Raw genomic sequence first — 17637 nt, 5'->3', positions numbered from 1 at the left:
ATGAGCACCTACACGTTGCGGGCGAAACACCGCCGCTCGACCCTGCGCACCCTCGCCTTCCTCTCCCCCTGGCTGATCGGCTTCACGGTCTTCTTCGCCTACCCCCTGATCTCCACCGTCTACTTCTCCTTCATGCGCTACGACGGCTTCAAGCCGCCCACGTGGAGCGGCACGAAGAACTGGGTGTACGTCTTCGAGCACTACCCCCTCTTCTGGCCCGCCCTGCGCAACACCCTGTGGCTGGTCGTCATCATGGTCACGCTCCGGGTCGCCTTCGGCCTGGGCGTGGGCCTGCTGATCACCAAGGTCAAGACGGCCACGGGTGTCTTCCGCACCCTCTTCTACCTGCCCTACCTGGCCCCGCCGGTGGCGGCCACGATGGCCTTCGCGTTCCTCCTCAACCCCGGCACGGGCCCGGTCAACTCGATCCTGGAGAAGACCGGGCTGCCCACCCCCGCCTGGTTCAACGACCCCACCTGGTCGAAGCCGGCCCTGACCCTCCTGGCCCTGTGGGGCATCGGCGACCTGATGGTCATCTTCATGGCCGCCCTGCTCGACGTGCCGAAGGAGCAGTACGAGGCGGCCGAACTGGACGGCGCGACCCCCTGGCAGCGCTTCCGCTACGTGACGCTGCCGAACATCTCTCCGATCGTCATGTTCGCGGTCGTCACCGGCGTGATCCAGACGATGCAGTACTACACACAGCCGCTGATCGCCGGGAAGGTCGCCTCGGGCGTGATCCAGGGCGCCGGGACGCAGTTCGAGCCCGGCTACCCCGACAAGTCGACGCTCACCCTCCCCCAACTCGTCTACAACCTGGGCTTCCAGCGCTTCGACTACGGCTCGGCCTGTGTGGTCGCCCTGGTCCTCTTCGCCCTCTCCATGGCCTTCACGGCCCTCCTGATGCGCCGCCGGGGCGGCCTGATCCAGGCAGGTGAACGATGACGCAGGTACTCGACAAGCCCCTGGAGCTGAAGACACCCCCGTCGCCGGCGGAACGCACGGCCCACCGCAGGGCCCTGCTGGAGTGGATCGCGATCCACTCGTTCGGCATCGCGGCGGCCCTCTTCTTCACCCTCCCGTTCGTCTTCGTCCTCCTCACCTCCCTCATGAGCGACAGCCAGGCGCTCAGCCGCGACCTGATCCCGCACACCTGGGAATGGGGCAACTACGCCACGGTGTTCGACACCCCCGGCTTCCTCACCTGGTGGAAGAACACCCTGATCTACGCGGGCCTGGGCACGGTCCTCACGGTCGTCTCCTCGATTCCCGTGGCCTACGCCCTGGCCAAGTTCCGCTTCCGCGGCCGCAATCCGGCCCTGATGCTGGTCATCTCGATGATGATGCTGCCGCCGCAGGTGATCGTCATCCCGATGTACCTGTTCTGGGCGAAGCAGCTGGACCTGTCCGGATCGCTCTGGCCACTGATCATCCCCATGGCGTTCGGCGACGCGTTCTCGATCTTCCTGCTGCGCCAGTTCCTGACGACGATCCCCGACGAGTACGTGGACGCGGCCAAGGTGGACGGCTGCGGCGACCTGCGCACGCTGCTGAAGGTCGTGCTGCCGATGGCCAAGCCGGGCATCGCCGCGGTGGCCCTCTTCCAGTTCTTCTACGCCTGGAACGACTACTTCGGCCCCCAGATCTACGCCTCGGAGAACCCGGGCGCCTGGACGCTCTCCTACGGCCTGGAGTCGTTCAAGGGCGCCCACCACACCGACTGGAACCTCACCATGGCCGCCACCGTGCTGGTCATGGCCCCCGTGATCCTCGTGTTCTTCTTCGCGCAGAAGGCGTTCGTGGAGGGTGTCACGCTCACCGGAGTAAAGGGTTAGACCTGTATGAAACTCACCGTGGTCGGCGGAGGCTCGACCTACACCCCCGAACTCGTGGACGGCTTCGCCCGCCTGAGGGACACCCTGCCCGTCGAGGAACTGGTCCTGATGGACCCCGCCGAGGACCGTCTCGACCTGGTCGGCGGTCTGGCCCGCCGCATCTTCGCCCGTCAGGAGCACGCGGGCCGCGTCACCACGACGACCGACCTCGACGAGGCGGTGGACGGCGCGGACGCGGTCCTCCTGCAACTGCGCGTCGGCGGTCAGGCGGCCCGTCAGCAGGACGAGACCTGGCCTCTGGAATGCGGCTGCGTGGGCCAGGAGACCACCGGCGCCGGCGGTCTCGCCAAGGCCCTGCGCACGGTCCCGGTCGTCCTGGACATCGCGGACCGCGTCCGCCGCACCAACCCCCGGGCCTGGATCATCGACTTCACCAACCCCGTCGGCATCGTGACCCGCGCCCTCCTCCAGGCGGGCCACAAGACGGTGGGCCTGTGCAACGTGGCGATCGGCCTGCAGCGCAAGTTCGCCGCCCTGCTGTCCGTGGCGGCCTCCGAGATCCACCTGGACCACGTCGGCCTCAACCACCTCACCTGGGAGACGGCCGTACGCCTCGGCGGCCCGGAGGGCGAGGACGTCCTGCCGAAGCTGCTGGGCGAACACGGCGACACGATCGCGGCCGACCTCCGCCTGCCCCGCCCCCTGCTCGACACGCTGGGCGTGATCCCCTCCTACTACCTGCGCTACTACTACGCGCACGACGAGGTGGTACGGGAACTGCGGACGAAACCGTCCCGGGCGGCCGAAGTCGCGGAGATGGAACGCCGGTTGCTCGCGATGTACGCCGACCCGGCCCTGGACGAGAAGCCGGAGCTGCTCGCCGAGCGGGGCGGCGCCTTCTACTCGGAGGCGGCGGTGGACCTGGCGGCGGCCCTGCTGGGCGGCGGCGGTTCGCCGTACCAGGTGGTGAACACGTACAACCGGGGCACGCTGCCGTTCCTCCCCGACGACGCGGTGATCGAGGTCCAGGCGGCCGTGGGGGCCAAGGGCGCGTCCCCCCTCCCCGTGCAGCCCGTGGACCCGCTCCACGCGGGCCTGATGGCCGGCGTCACGGCCTATGAGGACCTGGCCCTCCAGGCCGCCCTGCACGGCGGCAGGGACCGCGTCTTCCGCGCCCTCCTGTCCCATCCCCTCGTCGGTCAGTACGCGTACGCCGAGACGCTCACCGACCGGCTGATCGCACACAACCGGGAGCACCTCGCGTGGGCGTGACCGCACGTGTCCTCGCCATCGACGCGGGCAACAGCAAGACGGACGTCGCGATCGTGACGGCGGACGGGGACGTCCTCGCCACGGCACGCGGGGGCGGCTTCCGTCCACCGGCCGTGGGCGTGGACACGGCGGTGAACGGCCTCGCCGCGACCGTGGCGCAGGCCCTCACCGCCGCGGGCCTCACCTCGGTCACCCATGTCTCGGCCTGCCTCGCCAACGCCGACTTCCCCGTCGAGGAGGAGCAACTGGCCGCGGCGCTGCGGGCGCGCGCCTGGGGCGCGACGGTGACGGTCCGCAACGACACCTTCGCGATCCTGCGGGCCGGGGCCGGCGAACCCCGGGGGGTGGCGGTCGTCTGCGGCGCGGGCATCAACTGCGTGGGCATGCGCCCCGACGGCCGCACGGCCCGCTTCCCGGCCCTCGGCCGGGTCTCGGGCGACTGGGGCGGCGGCTGGGGGCTCTCCGAGGAGGCCCTCTGGCACGCGTCCCGGGCGGAGGACGGCCGCGGCGCCCCCACCGCCCTGTCCCACACCCTGCCCGCCCGCTTCGGCCTGCCCTCCATGTACGCCCTCGTCGAAGCGCTGCACCTGGAGCACGTCCCCAAGCTCCGGCGCCACGAACTGACCCCCGTCCTCTTCGCCACGGCCGCCGACGGCGACCCGATCGCCCGGGCGATCGTGGAACGCCAGGCCGAGGAGGTGGTCTCCATGACGGTCGTCGCCCTGACCCGCCTGGACCTCCTCTCCGAGGAGACCCCCGTGCTCCTGGGCGGCGGCGTCCTGGCCGCCCGGCACCCGCAACTGAACGACCACATCGCCCGCTTGCTGGCCGACCGCGCGCCGAAGGCGGTACCGCGGGTGGTGACGTCCCGCCCGGTGCTGGGCGCGGCACTGCTGGGACTGGACCACGTCGGAGCGAAGGCGGGGGCGCAGGAGAAGCTGCGGACGTACTACGACGCCTAAGGCGTCCGGGGCGCGCCCCGAGTCCGGGAACCGAACCCACTCCCCGTACGTGTTCCTGGACGAGGGGCGCCGCGAGGGGTGGTGCGAGGGGGCGCGCGCCACGCTGCGATCCGATCAAGATCAGGGCAAGGCCGGTGCGGATGTCGGTCCCGGCAGCGATACTTGCGGCGACGGATGACCACGGGGGAGGTCACAGTGACGTACACGCCGAAGAGCAGCCCGCCACCACCGGGCCCCGGCCTGCCCATCCTGCCCGCCGTACCGGCCCAACCGGCACCCCCTGCCGCTCCTCCCGGCACCGCCCCGGCTCCCGCCGCACCCCCCGCCACGACCCCCCGCCGCACCGCCTTCGCCGAGGGCCTCGACCAGCTGCGCTCCGCGGCCACCACCGAACCGGGCCGCCTCCGCATCATCGGCGCCCTCCTGGCCCTCCTCGTCGTCGCCTTCGGCGCCGTCACCGCCTGGCAGATGACCGACCGCGCGGCCGCCGCCGACGACGTCCTGACCCGCAGCCAGCCCCTCAGCTCGGACGCCGCGGACATCTACCGCTCCCTCGCCGACGCCAACACCGCCGCCTCCAGCGGCTTCCTGGCCGGTGGCCAGGAGTCGCCCGGCACCCGCGACCGCTACGAGCGGGACATCCGCACGGCCGCCGAGAAGCTCGTCAACGCCGCCGCCAACGCCGATCCGGACTCCCCGTCGACGGCGACGATCGCCAAGCTCAACAGGCTCCTGCCGGAGTACAAGGGCCTGGTGGAGCGGGCCCGCACGTACAACCGCCAGGGCTTCCCCGTCGGCGGCGCCTACCTCCGCTACGCCAACGAGAAGATGCAGCACCAGATGCTCCCGGCGGCGGAGGACCTCTACACGAAGGAGAACCAGCGCCTCAGCGCGGACTACGCGGCTGCCACGCCCTACCCCTGGGCGGCGATCGCCCTCGGCGTCGCCGCTCTGGCGGCCCTCGCCTGGGCCCAGCACCGCAACTACCGGCGGACGAACAGGGTCCTGAACCACGGTCTGGTGGCCGCCACCGCCACGGCGACGGTCGTCCTCCTCTGGCTGGTCGTCGGCCACACCCTCGCCCGCGCGGGTCTGAACGACTCCTACGACCACGGCGTCCGCTCCCTGAACGTCCTGCACGACGCGCGCATCGCCTCCCTCAAGGCCAGGGGCAACGAGAACCTCACCCTGGTGGCGCGCGGCGCCGAGACGAAGAAGGTCGGCGAAAAGACCTACGACGCCTACGACTACGACTTCGGCAGGGACATCAAGGCGCTCGCCACCAAGCTGGCGGCGGCGGAGAAGCTCGCCGACGACACCTCCGGCGAACGCCCCGTCACCGCCGCCGTGGGCAACATGACGGAGTGGAAGAAGCGCCACACCGCGGCCCGCGAGCAGGACGAGAACGGCAACTACCAGCAGGCGCTCGACCGTGTCATCGGCACCGAGGGCGCGACCGGCGAGTGCTTCGACAGCGTCGACGACAACCTGCGCACGGCACTCGCGCACGAGGAGACGGAGTTCAAGCGCGCGGCGGGAGACGGCCGCGACGCGCTGACGGGCATGCCGGCGGGCGTGGCCGTACTCGCGGTGCTGGGCGCCGCGGGCGCGGTCCTGGGCATCGGCCGCAGGCTGTCGGAGTACCGATGAACGGGCCGGGGGCGAGGGGAGGAACGACCGTGCGAGACGCACTCAGGGGCTGGGGCGGAGTGACCGCGATGGCTGTCGTCTGCGCCCTGGTGGCGCTGGTGGCCCTCTGTCTGCCGCTCACCACGGCGACGACGGCCACCCAGAACACCACGGCGACGCAGACCGCCCGGACCGAGGTGGCCGAGGAGTGCGAGGCCCCCGAGAAGCAGACGCTGTCCCCCTCCTCGGCCGACGGCGACACCATCCGGGCGATCAAGAACCGCACGGGCGAGAAGCGCAAGCTGATCGTCGGCGTCGACCAGAACGGCTACCGCTGGGGCTACCGCAACCCCAACAGCGGCAAGACCGCGGAGCTCGAGGGCTTCGACATCGACCTGGTCCACCGCATCGCGAAGGACATCCTCGGCGACCCGGACGCCGTCCAGTTCAAGGCGATCCCCACCGACCAGCGCATCCCGGCGATCCAGGACGGCCGCGTGGACATGGTCGTCCGCACGATGACGATCAACTGCGACCGCATCGGCGACGTCGCCTTCTCCGCGCCCTACTTCAAGACGGGCCAGCAGGTCCTGGCCCCGAAGTCCTCCCCCGTCAAGGGCTACGACGACACGCTCGCGGACCGCAGGATCTGTACGGCGGCGGGTTCCACGGCGTTCGCCGCGCTGGAGGCGGACCAGAAGGATGGCAAGCTCCCCGCGAGCACCGACATCACCACCACCGTGCCGAACCAACTCGACTGCCTGGTGCGGCTCCAGCTCGGCGAGGTCGACGCCGTGGTCACCGACGGCGCCCTCGCGGCGAGCCAGGCGGCACAGGACCCGACGGTCCAGCTCAAGGGCGACGCCTTCACTGCCGAGTACTACGGCGTGGCGATGAAGAAGGACGCGGACGATCTGGTACGCCGGGTCAACCAGATCCTGGTGGACTACCGCAAGGACACCGCGAACGGCTGGCAGGCGTCGTACGAGAAATGGCTGGCGGCAACACTGGGCAAGGATGCGGAGAAGTCGGAACCACCGGCACCGCAGTACCTCCGCACCACCTGACACCCTGCCGAACCCGCGAACACCCGCATCAGAAGACGACAGACGACACGCGACATACGACACACGACCGCAGCGAGAGGTGATCGATGGGCGTCACGGGATCCACCGGGCCGGTGATGGACCGGGACGAGGTGGACCGTGCGCTGGCGCGGCTCGGCGCGGAGCACGAGGCGATCGAGACCTCGCTCCTCGCCCTGCAGGACCACGCGGGCCGCAGACTCCTGGAGGGCGCCGAGCTCACCGGCGTCACCCGGGAGCGCTGGACGTCCACGGAGGCGTCGATCACGCTGCTGTGGACGTACTTCGACGCGTACACCGACGCGCTGCGCTCCGCCCGCGACATCCGCGCCCGCCGCCGCTGGTCCAGCCGCGAGGACCTGGTGGAGCTGACGGAGCTGCTGAACGGCGACTCGGTCACCGTCGCGGGCAGCGCCTCGGCGACGGCCAACGCTCCCACCCTGCACGGCGGTCCGACGAAGCTGAGTGAGCGCTACTCACTCGTCACCCTCGTCGAGCGGATGAACGAGCTGTACGCGACGAGCCTGGACATGGTGGTCGCCGCCGACGCGGTCTGGTCGGCCCTGCCGGCCCGGATCGACCTGCTCGCGGCGGAACTCCAGCGCACGCGACGGCTCGCGCACTCGGTCGGCGTGCGCCCCGGCGAGCACCCGGCGGGCGACGACCTGGAGCGCATCACGCGGATACTGACGAAGCTGCGCGAGCAGGTGATCTCGGACCCGCTGGCGTTCTGGCAGGCCGCGGAGGGCAGTTCGGCGCCGGGCGGCGGCCGGCCGGACACGACGGTGTACGACCGGGAGGCGCGCTCCCTGGAGGAGGTACGCCGGGAGATCGACGCCGTACTGACGGTGCGGCAGGACGCCGAGAAGCGGATCGTGAAGCTGCGGGACATCCTCAGCCGCGCGGACCGCACGCTCGCCGAGGCGCGTACGGCGCGCGGCGAGGTCCTCGCGAAGATCGCGGCGACGGAGGTGCCGGTCGTCGGCGGGCCGCCGACGGTGCTCCAGGAGCAGCTGGCGGCGGCGGCCGAGTACCGCAGGCAGGCGCAGTGGCACCGGCTGTCGCCGCTGCTGGAGTCGCTGGAGCAGAAGGCCGAGGACGAACTGCTTCGTGCCCGTGAGTCGTTGACGGCGGTCACCGCCCCGCTCGCGGTCCGCGCCGAGCTGCGCGGCCGTCTCGACGCGTACAAGGCGAAGGTCGCCCGGCACGGCTTCGCCGAGGACGCGCTGCTGGTGGAGCGGTACGAGAAGGCGCGCCGGATGCTGTGGAGCGCGCCCTGCGACCTGCGCGCCGCCGAGCAGGCCGTGCTGCGCTACCAGCACGCGGCGGCGGAGCTGCTCAACGGCCCGCGGGTGCCGGAGCAGGGTGTGCCCGAGGACGACCGGAGGGGGCCGGGCGCGTGAGCGACGAGGGGGAGTCCATGAGTCAGGCACCGCAGGAGCCGGCGGGCGGGCCTCCGCGCGCCTGCCAGCGCCCCACCTGTGACGGCGCGTACGAGGACGTGGGAGGCGGCGAACTGTACTGCGACACCTGCGGTCTCGCCCCGGTCGTCGCCGCGGACGGCGACGTCGGTTCGCCTCCCACCGGCATCACCGCCGGGGGCAGGGGCGGCTCCCGCGGGTCCGCCGGCAGCGGCGGTTCCCGCTCCAGCGGCCGCAGTTCGCGGACGTCGTCCCAGTCGTCGAAGTCCCGCCGCTCGGTGTCGGGGCGCCTGTCGCGGTCGCTGTCGGGCAAGTCGACGGGCCGCTCGGTGTCGGTGCGCAGCTCCGGCTCGGCCACCGGTTCCGGGTCCCGGGGCCGGCTGGGCGCCGGTCTGGTGCAGGTGCCGCCGATCCCGCGGCCCGACCCGCGCGAGATGGTCCTGGACAACCCCGAGGTGCCCGAGCGGAAGCGGTTCTGCTCGCGCTCCGACTGCGGCGCCCAGGTGGGCCGGGCGCGCGGCGACCGGCCGGGCCGTACGGAGGGCTTCTGCACCAAGTGCGGCCATCCGTACTCCTTCGTGCCGAAGCTCAAGGCCGGTGACGTGGTGCACGGCCAGTACGAGGTGGTCGGCTGCCTGGCACACGGCGGGCTGGGCTGGATCTACCTCGCCGTCGACCGGGCGGTCTCGGACCGCTGGGTGGTCCTCAAGGGTCTGCTGGACACGGGCGACCAGGACGCGATGGCGGCGGCGATCTCCGAGCGGCGCTTCCTCGCGGAGATCGAGCACGCCAACATCGTGCGGATCTACAACTTCGTGGAGCACCTGGACCAGCGCACGGGTTCGCTCGACGGCTACATCGTCATGGAGTACGTCGGCGGCAAGTCCCTCAAGGAGATCGCCAACTCCCGCCGCACCGCGCAGGGCAGACGTGACCCGCTGCCGGTGGAGCAGGCCTGCGCGTACGGCATCGAGGCGCTGGAGGCGCTCGGGCACCTGCACAGCCGGAACCTGCTGTACTGCGACTTCAAGGTCGACAACGCGATCCAGACCGAGGACCAGCTCAAGCTGATCGACATGGGCGCGGTGCGCAGGATGGACGACGAGGAGTCGGCCATCTACGGGACGGTCGGCTACCAGGCCCCGGAGGTGGCCGAGGTGGGCCCGTCGGTGGCGAGCGACCTGTTCACGGTCGCCCGCACCCTCGCCGTCATGACCTTCGACTTCCAGGGCTACACGAACGTCTACGTGGACTCCCTGCCCGACCCGGACCACATCGATGTGTTCCGGCAGTACGAGTCCTTCTACCGACTCCTGGTCCGGGCCACGGATCCCGACCCGGCGCGCCGGTTCGCCTCCGCGCAGGAGATGACCGAGCAGCTGACGGGCGTCCTGCGGGAGGTCGTCTCCCTCCAGACGGGCCGCGCCCGCCCCGCCCTGTCCACACTGTTCGGGCCGGAACTGCGGGTCACGGACACGGAGTTGTTCCCCAGGCTGGACGGCGAGGTGTCCCGTCTGGGCGCGCGGGTGGTGCGGCCCCGGGCTCGCGCCGGTGCTCCCGCCGCCCTGCCGCAGCAGCGGTCCGAGAGCCCGCACAGCCTCGTCAGGCCCGTCGACACCCCCGCCGCCGCTTTCGCCCTGCCCGTCCCGCGCGTCGACCCGACCGACCCCAACGCCGGTTTCCTGGCGGGCCTGATGACCTCCGCCCCCGCGGAACTCCTCGGCGCCCTGGCAGCCGCCCCCGCCCCGTCGATCGAGACGCGGCTGCGGCAGATCCGGGCCTGGCTGGAGACGGGTGAGCCGGCCGCCGCGCTGCAGGCGCTGGTCACGCTGGAGGGGGAGCGGCCCGACGACTGGCGGGTGGTCTGGTACCGGGGCGTCGCCGCGCTGGTGACCGGCGACGACGAGGGTGCCGCACTCGCCTTCGACGCGATCTACGACGCCTTCCCGGGCGAGATCGCGCCCAAGCTGGCGCTCGGCCTGTGCGCGGAGGTGCTGGGGCAGCTGGACAACGCGGCCGAGTACTACCGGCTGGTGTGGTCGACCGACCCGAGCTATGTGAGCGCCGCGTTCGGCCTGGCCCGCGTCCAGCTCGCGACCGGGGACCGGCGTGGCGCCGTACGGACGCTGGAGTCGGTCCCGGAGTCCTCCATCCACTACACGGCCGCGCGTGTGGCGGCGGTCCGGGCGCGGCTGCGGCAGCGCACGGCGACCGCGTCCGACGCGCCGTTCCTGGAGGATCTGACGGCCGCCGCGGCGCAGGTCGAGGCGCTGGAGGCGTACGGCCTGGATCCGGCGCGGCGGGAGCAGTTGTCGGCCGAAGTCCTCGGTTGCGCGCTCGACTGGGTACTCTCCGGGGGCCAGGGTTCCGCCCCTCCCGCCGCCGGGGGACGGACACTGCTCGGCAGTGGTCTGGACGAGCGGGGCCTGCGTTTCGGTCTGGAACGCTCGTACCGCATGTTGGCCCGGCTGGCGCGGGGCGGCGAGGAGAGGATCGACCTGGTGGAACGTGCCAATCGTTACCGCCCCCGGACGTGGGTGTAGTTGATGTCGCAGATGCCCCAGTTGTCCGCCTGCCCGAGCTGCGAGGAACCCCTCGAGTCGGGTGACCGTTTCTGCGGCGCGTGCGGATACGACCTGTCCGCCGTGCCGGCACGGCCGGAGGACAACCCGACCATCACCATGAACGGCTCGGTGCCCGCGCAGGGCGCTCGGGCCGGTGGGTATGCCGAGCCCACGCCGGCGCCGCCCACCGGGGCGGCCTGGCCCGCCCCCGGGCCGGACGGCGCGGGCGCCCCGGAGGCGGCGCACCTGCCGACGGACCTGCCGGGCACGGACTCGGGCGGCTCCGCGCTGCCGCCGGAGACACCCCCGCCGCCGAGCGCCCCGCCCGCCCCGGGCGTGCGGTTCGACCGGCCACCGCGGCCCGACGGGCCCCCCGCGTCGCCGGAGATCTACCAGACACAGCCCGACGAGTACCTCCTCCAGGCACCGGACCCACGGGTGTCCGCCGAGCAAGCGGCCCAGACCGCGGGCACCGGCGGCAAGGTCTGCGTCGCCTGCCGGGCCGGCCGCGTGGACGACGACGGCTACTGCGAGAACTGCGGCCACGCCCAGCCGCGCGAACGGGACCACATGGAGCAGGAGTCCGGCCCGGTGGCCGCGGTCAGCGACCGCGGCCTGCGCCACCACCGCAACGAGGACGCGTTCGCCATCGGCACCACCGCGCTGCCCGACGGCTCCCCCGCCTCCGTCGCGATCGTCTGCGACGGCGTCTCCTCGGCGACCCGCCCCGACGACGCCTCCGCCGCCGCGTCCAAGGCGGCGGGCGAGACGCTGCTGGCGGCCCTGCCGCGCGGCACGCACCCCCAGCAGGCGATGCACGACGCGATCCTCGCCGCCTCGCGCGCCGTCAACGCGCTCGCCGCGGAACCCGCCACGGCCCGCGAGCAGGCCCCCCACCAGAACGCCCCCGCCTGCACCATCGTCGGCGCCGTGGTGACGTCGGGCCTGCTGATCGTCGGCTGGGTCGGCGACAGCCGCGCCTACTGGGTCCCCGTCGACCGCAGCGCTCCCCCCGCCCGGCTCACCGAGGACGACTCGTGGGCCGCGCAGATGGTCGCCGCCGGTCTGATGAACGAGGCCGAGGCCTACGCCGACGAGCGCGCCCACGCGATCACCGGCTGGCTCGGCGCGGACGCCTACGAACTGGAACCGCACACCGCCGCGTTCAAGCCGGACCGGCCCGGTGTGGTGGTCGTGTGCACCGATGGCCTGTGGAACTACGCGGAGGCGGCGGAGGAGATGGCCCGGGTCGTCCCGCTCGACGCCGCCGCGCAACCGCTGCACAGCGCCCGCGTGCTCCTCGGCCATGCGCTCGACGGCGGGGGCCACGACAACGTAACAGTGGCGCTCGTGCCGTTCCCGGCCGTGCCCCAGGGGGCAGGATCGGCCTGAGGCCACGTCGAGGGACGCCTCGGCGGACCGGAGGGGACCGGTCCGCCTACTGTCATCACCCCGCCGCGGCGGGGGCTTTGAAGGGGGATCGAAGCAGGCATGGCCAATTTCTCGAAGTCGAACGTGCCCCAGTTCTCGGTGGACGTCTACCAGAACGAGTACCTGCCGGAGGGCGCCGGAGAGGTCAACGCCATCGTCACGGTGACGGCGACCGGCGGCGGCACGATCGGCAGCGCGGTCGCGGCGCCCCACCTCTACTCGCCCGGCCAGGGCCCGTCCGCGGCCGTGGCGATCATGGTCGACTGCTCGGGGTCGATGGACTACCCGCCGACCAAGATGCGCAACGCCCGCGACGCGACGGCCGCGGCGATCGACACCCTGCGCGACGGCGTGCACTTCGCGGTGATCGGCGGGACACACGTGGCGAAGGAGGTCTACCCGGGCGGCGGACGCGTCGCGGTCGCCGACGCCACCACCCGCGAGCAGGCCAGACAGGCGCTGCGCTCGCTCAGCGCCGGCGGCGGCACGGCCATCGGCACCTGGCTGAAACTCGCCGACCGCCTGCTCTCCTCCGCGGACGTCGCGATCCGGCACGGCATCCTGCTCACCGACGGCCGCAACGAGCACGAGTCGCCCCAGGACCTGAAGGCCGCGCTCGACGCGTGCGCCGGGCGCTTCACGTGTGACGCGCGCGGCGTGGGCACCGACTGGGAAGTGAAAGAAGTCACAGGGATCGCCTCGGCCCTGCTCGGCACCGCCGACATCGTCGCCGATCCGGCCGCTCTCGCCGCCGACTTCACGCAGATGATGGAGACGGCGATGGGCAAGGAGGTCGCGGACGTCTCCCTGCGGCTGTGGACCCCGGTCGACACGACCGTGAAGTTCGTCAAGCAGGTCGCACCGACGGTCGAGGACCTGACCGGCCGGCGCACCGAGGCGGGCCCGCGCGCCGGCGACTATCCCCTTGGTTCCTGGGGAGACGAGTCCCGTGACTACCACGTCTGCGTCGAGGTCCCGGTCGCGCACATCGGGCAGGAGATGCTGGCGGCCCGGATCTCCCTGGTCATTCCGCAGCCCGACGGCAGCGCCCAGAACCTCGGTGCGCAGGGCCTGGTGCGGGCCGTGTGGACGGACGACATGGTCGCCTCGACATCGATCAACCCTCAGGTCGCCCACTACACCGGGCAGGCCGAACTGGCACAAGTCATCCAACAAGGGCTGGATCTTCGCAAGTCGGGCGATATGGATGGAGCAACCGCCAAACTGGGCCGGGCCGTTCAGCTCGCGAGTGCCTCAGGTAACGCCGATACTGCGAAACTGCTTGCGAAGGTGGTGGACGTGGTCGACGCCGCGACCGGTACTGTGCGACTGAAGGCGAAGGTCGCGGAGGCTGACGAGATGACGCTCGAAACACGCTCCACCAAGACCGTTCGCGTCAAGAAGTGACCTAGAAGAGATCGAAGGAGGGACGCGCCGACATGCCGACCTGCCCGAACGGACACCAGTCGGGTTCCGACGACTGGTGCGAGGTCTGCGGTCACCGCATGGCGGGTGCCGTGCCTCCGCCTCCTCCCCCGCCGCCGCCCGGCGGCTACGGCTTCCCGCCCCCCGCCGGCCAGGGTGGCCCGCAGGGCCCCGGCGGCCAGCCCGGCGGGCGCCCGCCGCACCTGTCCGCCGTGCCGAACACCGAGCCGGAGCTCTGCCCGCAGTGCCGTACGCCGCGTGAGGGCGGCGCCCCGTTCTGCGAGGAGTGCCGGTGGAACTTCCTGACGAACACGGCGACGTCGTACACCCCCGCGGCCCCGCCGCCCGGCCCCGGCGTGCGTTTCCAGCCACCGGGCCAGCAGGGCGGCCCGCCCCCCGGCCCGTCGTACGGCGGCGGTGACTCCTACGAGTACCAGGGCTCCCGTCCGTCGCAGATGAACCGCCCGGCCGAGCCGATCCCGCCGTTCGGCGGCGACCCGTCGGGCCGTCCCGGCCCGGGTGGACCCGGCGGCCCCGGCGGTCCGCAGGGCGGCGGTTACGGCTACCCGCAGCCCGGTCCTGCCCCGACCTCGCCCGGTCCTGGTGGCCCCGGCGGCTTCGGCGGCCCTCCCGGCCCCGGTGGGCCCGGCGGCCCTGGCAACTTCGGTGCCGACCCTTCCCGGCCGGTCCCGCCCCCGCCCGGCCCCGGTGGTCCCGGTGGTCCCGGTGCTCCGCAGGCCTTTCACCAGTCCGGCCCGCCGGCCCCGCCCGGCTTCCCGCAGGAGACCCAGCGGCCCCCGCAGCAGGGCGGTCCGTCCTTCGGCGGAGGTGACGACGACTGGGTGATCTCCCCGCCGACGTCCGGCCCGGGCGGCCACGGCGGTCCCGGCCCCGGTCAGGGCGGCCCCGGCGGCCCCGGTCAGGGCGGCTACGGCTACCCGCAGCCCGGCGCGACCCAGGCCCCTCCCGGCCCCGGCGGCTTCCCGCAGCAGCCCCAGGCGCCGCAGGGACCCGCGACGTGGACCGCGACCATCGGCCCGGACCGCGACTACTTCATGGCGATGATGCACCGCTCCGGCCCCGAGGCCGCGGGGCTGAACCTGCCCGCGTACTCGCCCGAGCAGCAGCGCACGCTCACCGGCAACCAGCTCACCATCGGCCGCCGCCGGCACTCCACCGGCGACACCCCCGACATCGATCTGTCGGTGCCGCCGGAGGACCCGGGCGTCTCGCACCAGCACGCGGTGCTGGTCCAGCAGCCGGACGGCAGCTGGGCGGTCGTCGACCAGAACTCGACGAACGGCACGACGGTCAACGGCTCGGACGAACCGATCCAGCCGTTCGTCCCCGTACCGCTGCAGGACGGCGACCGGGTGCACGTGGGCGCCTGGACGACGATCACGATCCGCCGAGGCTGAGCCGCCTCGCCGGAAGGCCGTTCACGACGGGAGGGGCCAGGCGTACGGCCCCTCCGGGTCGTCCAGCCAGGCCCACTCCCTCTCCTCGCTGACGGTGATGCCGTAGCGCTCGCGCTGCGGCCTGCCCTCCTGCTCCCAGAGTGCGTGCGCCTCCTGCGGGTCGAGGATGCCGCGGGTCAGGGCCAGCAGGAACCGGAACAGGTCGTCCTCCCGGGCCCGGTGCGGCACCCCGCCCAGCTGGACCGGCTCGCCCCCGGAGCGGCCCGTGCCACGCAGCGGCACGAAGTAGGCGGGCGTGTGCAGGAACCGTCCCTCGGCCTGTCCGCCGCCGGTCACCGTGAGCACGATCAGGCCGGTGGCGAGCGGCATGAGGATCCGGCCGCCGGGGCGGCTCTGGGCGACCCAGGCGCGCGGGACGCCGCTCAGCGCGCAGGTGGCGATGATCCGGTCGAACGGAGCGCGCTCCGGTACGCCCCGGGCGCCGTCGCCGGTGACGACCACCGGGTGGTACCCGGCCGCGGCCAGGTGCCGGCGGGCCGACTCGGTGATCTCCGGGTCGAGATCGACGGTGGTGACCTTGTCGTCGCCCAGCCGGTGGGCCAGCAGCGCCGCGTTGTAGCCGGTGCCGGCGCCGATCTCCAGGACCGTGTGGCCCTCCGCGACGCCCAGCGCGGTGAGCATGTCCGCCATCAGGGACGGCTGGCTGCTGGAGGACAGCAGCTCGCCGTCACGCAGGCGCGTGGCCAGCGGGGTGTCCTCGTAGGCGCCCCGCATCCACCGCTCCCGCGCCTCGGGGTCGGTGCTCTCGCCCCAGCGGCGTTCGTAGCCGCCGGCGACGCCGACGTAGTAGTACGGCACGAAGAGGTGTCTCGGGACCGTCGCGAAGGCATCCCGCCAGCCCGGGTCGGCGGCCCAGGCCCCGCTCTCCTCGATCCGCCGCACCAGCGCCGCCCGCGCGGCGGCGGCGAGACCGTCGAGTTCACTGCCGGGTGCGTGACCGCCCATGTCTCCACAGTAGGGGCAGGGCCCTGGCAGCAGCGGCAGGGTCCTAGGTCTTGAGTCCTATGCCGGGGCGTCTGAGACCATGGATCGCGTGAATGAGATTCGGCGCGGCACGCTTCAGGAGCAGACCTTCTATGAGCAGGTCGGCGGGGAGGAGACCTTCCGTCGGCTCGTCCACCGTTTCTACGAGGGGGTCGCCGAGGACCCGCTGCTGCGGCCCATGTACCCCGAGGAGGACCTGGGCCCGGCCGAGGAGCGCTTCACGCTGTTCCTCATCCAGTACTGGGGCGGCCCCACGACGTACAGCGACAACCGCGGCCACCCGCGGCTGCGGATGCGGCACGCGCCCTTCGCGGTCGACCGGGCGGCGCACGACGCGTGGCTGAAGCACATGCGGGTCGCCGTCGACGAGCTCGGCCTGTCCGAGGAGCACGAGCACACGCTGTGGAAGTACCTGACGTACGCGGCGGCCTCGATGGTCAACACCGAGGGCTGACGGGCGCCGAGGGCCCGGTCAGCGCACGCTGACGTCCAGTGCCCCGAGCCCGGCACGTCGTACGGCGATGGACCCGTACGGCGTGCGCAGCCTCAGCCACGCGCCCGACGAGAGCAGCCCCGGCGGCACCCCGGGCCGCAGGAAGCCCAGGGACTGCGCCGCGTGCACGGCCCGGACGGGCAGCCGGGTGTCCCCGACCGTACGGGACCAGATGTCCGCGCCGATCCGGTCCAGCTCGGTCCGGGTTCGCCGCTCGGCGGGCAACTCCTGCGTACGGGACCGGAACTCGGCGACGACGGCCGCGACCAAGGACCGCAGGGCGTCCGGCGTGGGAAGCCCCGGTTCGGACCGCCAGCCCCCGCGGGGCGGCAGTACACCCGCCCACGGCGGCCCGGTCACCGCACCCGGCACGAGCGCCGTGCCGTCCTTCTCGTCCACCGTCTCCAGGAACTCACCGGCGGACACGGTCACGTCCAGCGTGACTTCGAGACCCTTCTCGTACGGCTTGGCCAGCCGCACCGCCCGCACCGCGAGCACCTCGAAGGACGGCGGACGCCCGAAGACGGCGAGTGCGGTACCCGCCGCCTGCAGTCGCACCGCGGCACCGCGGTCGTAGTGGAGCAGCCGGGAGAGGAAGGCCGCGAGATCCGCCGCCTCCCCCTCGTCGGCGAGGTGGAGCACCGTCATGCCGCGACGGCCTTCTCCTCGGCGTCATCCATGTACTCGCGGAGGAACTCCCGCTCCTCCGCGGTGATCCGGCGCGGGCGCTGCGCCTCGAAGTCGAACGGCACGATCACCGTGGAGGCCCGTACATAGACCTGGTCGCCGTCCTTCACCTCGTAGGTGAGGGTGAAGGACGCGGCCCTTATCTCCGTGACCCACAGCTCGATGTCCACCGGGTGGTGCCGGTGGACGAGCTGCCGCTTGTAGTCGATCTCATGGCGTGCCACCACGGACCCCTGCTTGAAGTCCTTCTCCGGGCGGAACAGGAAGTCGATACGGGCTTCCTCCAGGTAGCGGAGGAACACCACGTTGTTGACGTGGCCGTACGCGTCCATGTCCGCCCAGCGCAGCGGGCAGCGGTAGATGTGCCGCAA

The 17637-nt window shown here is 72.5% G+C and carries 15 protein-coding genes; 12 read left to right on the top strand and 3 right to left on the bottom strand.

Annotated features, from left to right (window positions below; all coding sequences use genetic code 11):
- From BJ965_RS25235 to BJ965_RS25185, 11 genes are all read left to right on the top strand, one after another.
- Positions 1–945, top strand: coding sequence for a carbohydrate ABC transporter permease (locus tag BJ965_RS25235; protein WP_184911037.1), 945 nt, complete (start codon positions 1–3; stop codon positions 943–945).
- Positions 942–1835: a carbohydrate ABC transporter permease gene (locus tag BJ965_RS25230; protein WP_184911036.1), complete on the top strand. Its 894-nt coding sequence runs from the start codon at positions 942–944 to the stop codon at positions 1833–1835. The genes BJ965_RS25235 and BJ965_RS25230 overlap by 4 nt, the downstream gene beginning before the upstream one ends.
- 6 nt (positions 1836–1841) lie before the next feature.
- A complete protein-coding gene (locus tag BJ965_RS25225; protein ID WP_184911034.1) occupies positions 1842–3107 on the top strand; it encodes a 6-phospho-beta-glucosidase in 1266 nt (421 codons plus the stop codon).
- Positions 3098–4069: an N-acetylglucosamine kinase gene (locus BJ965_RS25220; RefSeq protein ID WP_184911032.1), complete on the top strand. Its 972-nt coding sequence runs from the start codon at positions 3098–3100 to the stop codon at positions 4067–4069. The genes BJ965_RS25225 and BJ965_RS25220 overlap by 10 nt, the downstream gene beginning before the upstream one ends.
- A 195-nt stretch (positions 4070–4264) precedes the next feature.
- Entirely contained in the window at positions 4265–5719 is a 1455-nt protein-coding gene (locus BJ965_RS25215; protein WP_184911030.1) for a hypothetical protein, read from the top strand.
- Positions 5716–6765 carry a glutamate ABC transporter substrate-binding protein gene (locus BJ965_RS25210; protein WP_246546019.1) on the top strand — a complete coding sequence of 350 codons (1050 nt, stop codon included), beginning with the start codon at positions 5716–5718 and terminating at the stop codon, positions 6763–6765. The genes BJ965_RS25215 and BJ965_RS25210 overlap by 4 nt, the downstream gene beginning before the upstream one ends.
- An 86-nt stretch (positions 6766–6851) precedes the next feature.
- Positions 6852–8186, top strand: coding sequence for a hypothetical protein (locus tag BJ965_RS25205; protein WP_184911029.1), 1335 nt, complete (start codon positions 6852–6854; stop codon positions 8184–8186).
- 17 nt (positions 8187–8203) lie between these two features.
- Complete coding sequence (locus BJ965_RS25200) at positions 8204–10747, top strand: serine/threonine-protein kinase (protein WP_184911027.1); 2544 nt, start codon at positions 8204–8206, stop codon at positions 10745–10747.
- A 3-nt stretch (positions 10748–10750) separates the two neighbouring features.
- Positions 10751–12160 carry a PP2C family serine/threonine-protein phosphatase gene (locus BJ965_RS25195; RefSeq protein ID WP_184911025.1) on the top strand — a complete coding sequence of 470 codons (1410 nt, stop codon included), beginning with the start codon at positions 10751–10753 and terminating at the stop codon, positions 12158–12160.
- A gap of 99 nt (positions 12161–12259) precedes the next feature.
- Positions 12260–13606: a vWA domain-containing protein gene (locus BJ965_RS25190; RefSeq protein ID WP_184911023.1), complete on the top strand. Its 1347-nt coding sequence runs from the start codon at positions 12260–12262 to the stop codon at positions 13604–13606.
- 32 nt (positions 13607–13638) lie between these two features.
- Complete coding sequence (locus BJ965_RS25185) at positions 13639–15042, top strand: FHA domain-containing protein (protein WP_184911022.1); 1404 nt, start codon at positions 13639–13641, stop codon at positions 15040–15042.
- A gap of 21 nt (positions 15043–15063) precedes the next feature.
- On the opposite strand, the gene BJ965_RS25180 is transcribed toward BJ965_RS25185, so the two are convergent.
- Positions 15064–16047 carry a methyltransferase domain-containing protein gene (locus BJ965_RS25180; RefSeq protein WP_184911020.1) on the bottom strand — a complete coding sequence of 328 codons (984 nt, stop codon included), beginning with the start codon at positions 16045–16047 and terminating at the stop codon, positions 15064–15066.
- A 79-nt stretch (positions 16048–16126) separates the two neighbouring features.
- On the opposite strand from BJ965_RS25180, the gene BJ965_RS25175 reads away from it, so the two are divergent.
- A complete protein-coding gene (locus tag BJ965_RS25175) occupies positions 16127–16540 on the top strand; it encodes a globin (protein ID WP_031105282.1) in 414 nt (137 codons plus the stop codon).
- Positions 16541–16558: 18 nt separating this feature from the next.
- Here the strand turns inward: BJ965_RS25175 and BJ965_RS25170 are convergent, their stop codons facing one another.
- Together BJ965_RS25170 and BJ965_RS25165 are read right to left on the bottom strand one after the other, a co-directional pair.
- Positions 16559–17227 carry a hypothetical protein gene (locus tag BJ965_RS25170; RefSeq protein ID WP_184911017.1) on the bottom strand — a complete coding sequence of 223 codons (669 nt, stop codon included), beginning with the start codon at positions 17225–17227 and terminating at the stop codon, positions 16559–16561.
- Positions 17224–17637, bottom strand: a complete 414-nt coding sequence (locus BJ965_RS25165; RefSeq protein ID WP_030835992.1) for an acyl-CoA thioesterase — start codon at positions 17635–17637, stop codon at positions 17224–17226. Before BJ965_RS25165 ends, BJ965_RS25170 begins: the two co-directional genes overlap by 4 nt.

This window comes from Streptomyces luteogriseus, assembly GCF_014205055.1.
Classification (GTDB): Bacteria; Actinomycetota; Actinomycetes; order Streptomycetales; family Streptomycetaceae; genus Streptomyces; species Streptomyces luteogriseus.
Note: the sequence above shows the minus strand (reverse complement) of the source record. Positions and strands in the feature narration are given on the sequence as shown.

Excerpts from the sequence above, each read along its gene's own strand:
- BJ965_RS25235 (WP_184911037.1), top strand. The coding sequence starts at position 1 with ATGAGCACCTACACGTTGCGGGCGAAACACCGCCGCTCGACCCTGCGC.
- BJ965_RS25230 (WP_184911036.1), top strand. The coding sequence starts at position 942 with ATGACGCAGGTACTCGACAAGCCCCTGGAGCTGAAGACACCCCCGTCG.
- BJ965_RS25225 (WP_184911034.1), top strand. The coding sequence starts at position 1,842 with ATGAAACTCACCGTGGTCGGCGGAGGCTCGACCTACACCCCCGAACTC.
- BJ965_RS25210 (WP_246546019.1), top strand. The coding sequence starts at position 5,716 with ATGAACGGGCCGGGGGCGAGGGGAGGAACGACCGTGCGAGACGCACTC.
- BJ965_RS25205 (WP_184911029.1), top strand. The coding sequence starts at position 6,852 with ATGGGCGTCACGGGATCCACCGGGCCGGTGATGGACCGGGACGAGGTG.
- BJ965_RS25200 (WP_184911027.1), top strand. The coding sequence starts at position 8,204 with ATGAGTCAGGCACCGCAGGAGCCGGCGGGCGGGCCTCCGCGCGCCTGC.
- BJ965_RS25195 (WP_184911025.1), top strand. The coding sequence starts at position 10,751 with ATGTCGCAGATGCCCCAGTTGTCCGCCTGCCCGAGCTGCGAGGAACCC.
- BJ965_RS25190 (WP_184911023.1), top strand. The coding sequence starts at position 12,260 with ATGGCCAATTTCTCGAAGTCGAACGTGCCCCAGTTCTCGGTGGACGTC.
- BJ965_RS25185 (WP_184911022.1), top strand. The coding sequence starts at position 13,639 with ATGCCGACCTGCCCGAACGGACACCAGTCGGGTTCCGACGACTGGTGC.
- BJ965_RS25180 (WP_184911020.1), bottom strand. The coding sequence starts at position 16,047 with ATGGGCGGTCACGCACCCGGCAGTGAACTCGACGGTCTCGCCGCCGCC.
- BJ965_RS25175 (WP_031105282.1), top strand. The coding sequence starts at position 16,127 with ATGGATCGCGTGAATGAGATTCGGCGCGGCACGCTTCAGGAGCAGACC.
- BJ965_RS25170 (WP_184911017.1), bottom strand. The coding sequence starts at position 17,227 with ATGACGGTGCTCCACCTCGCCGACGAGGGGGAGGCGGCGGATCTCGCG.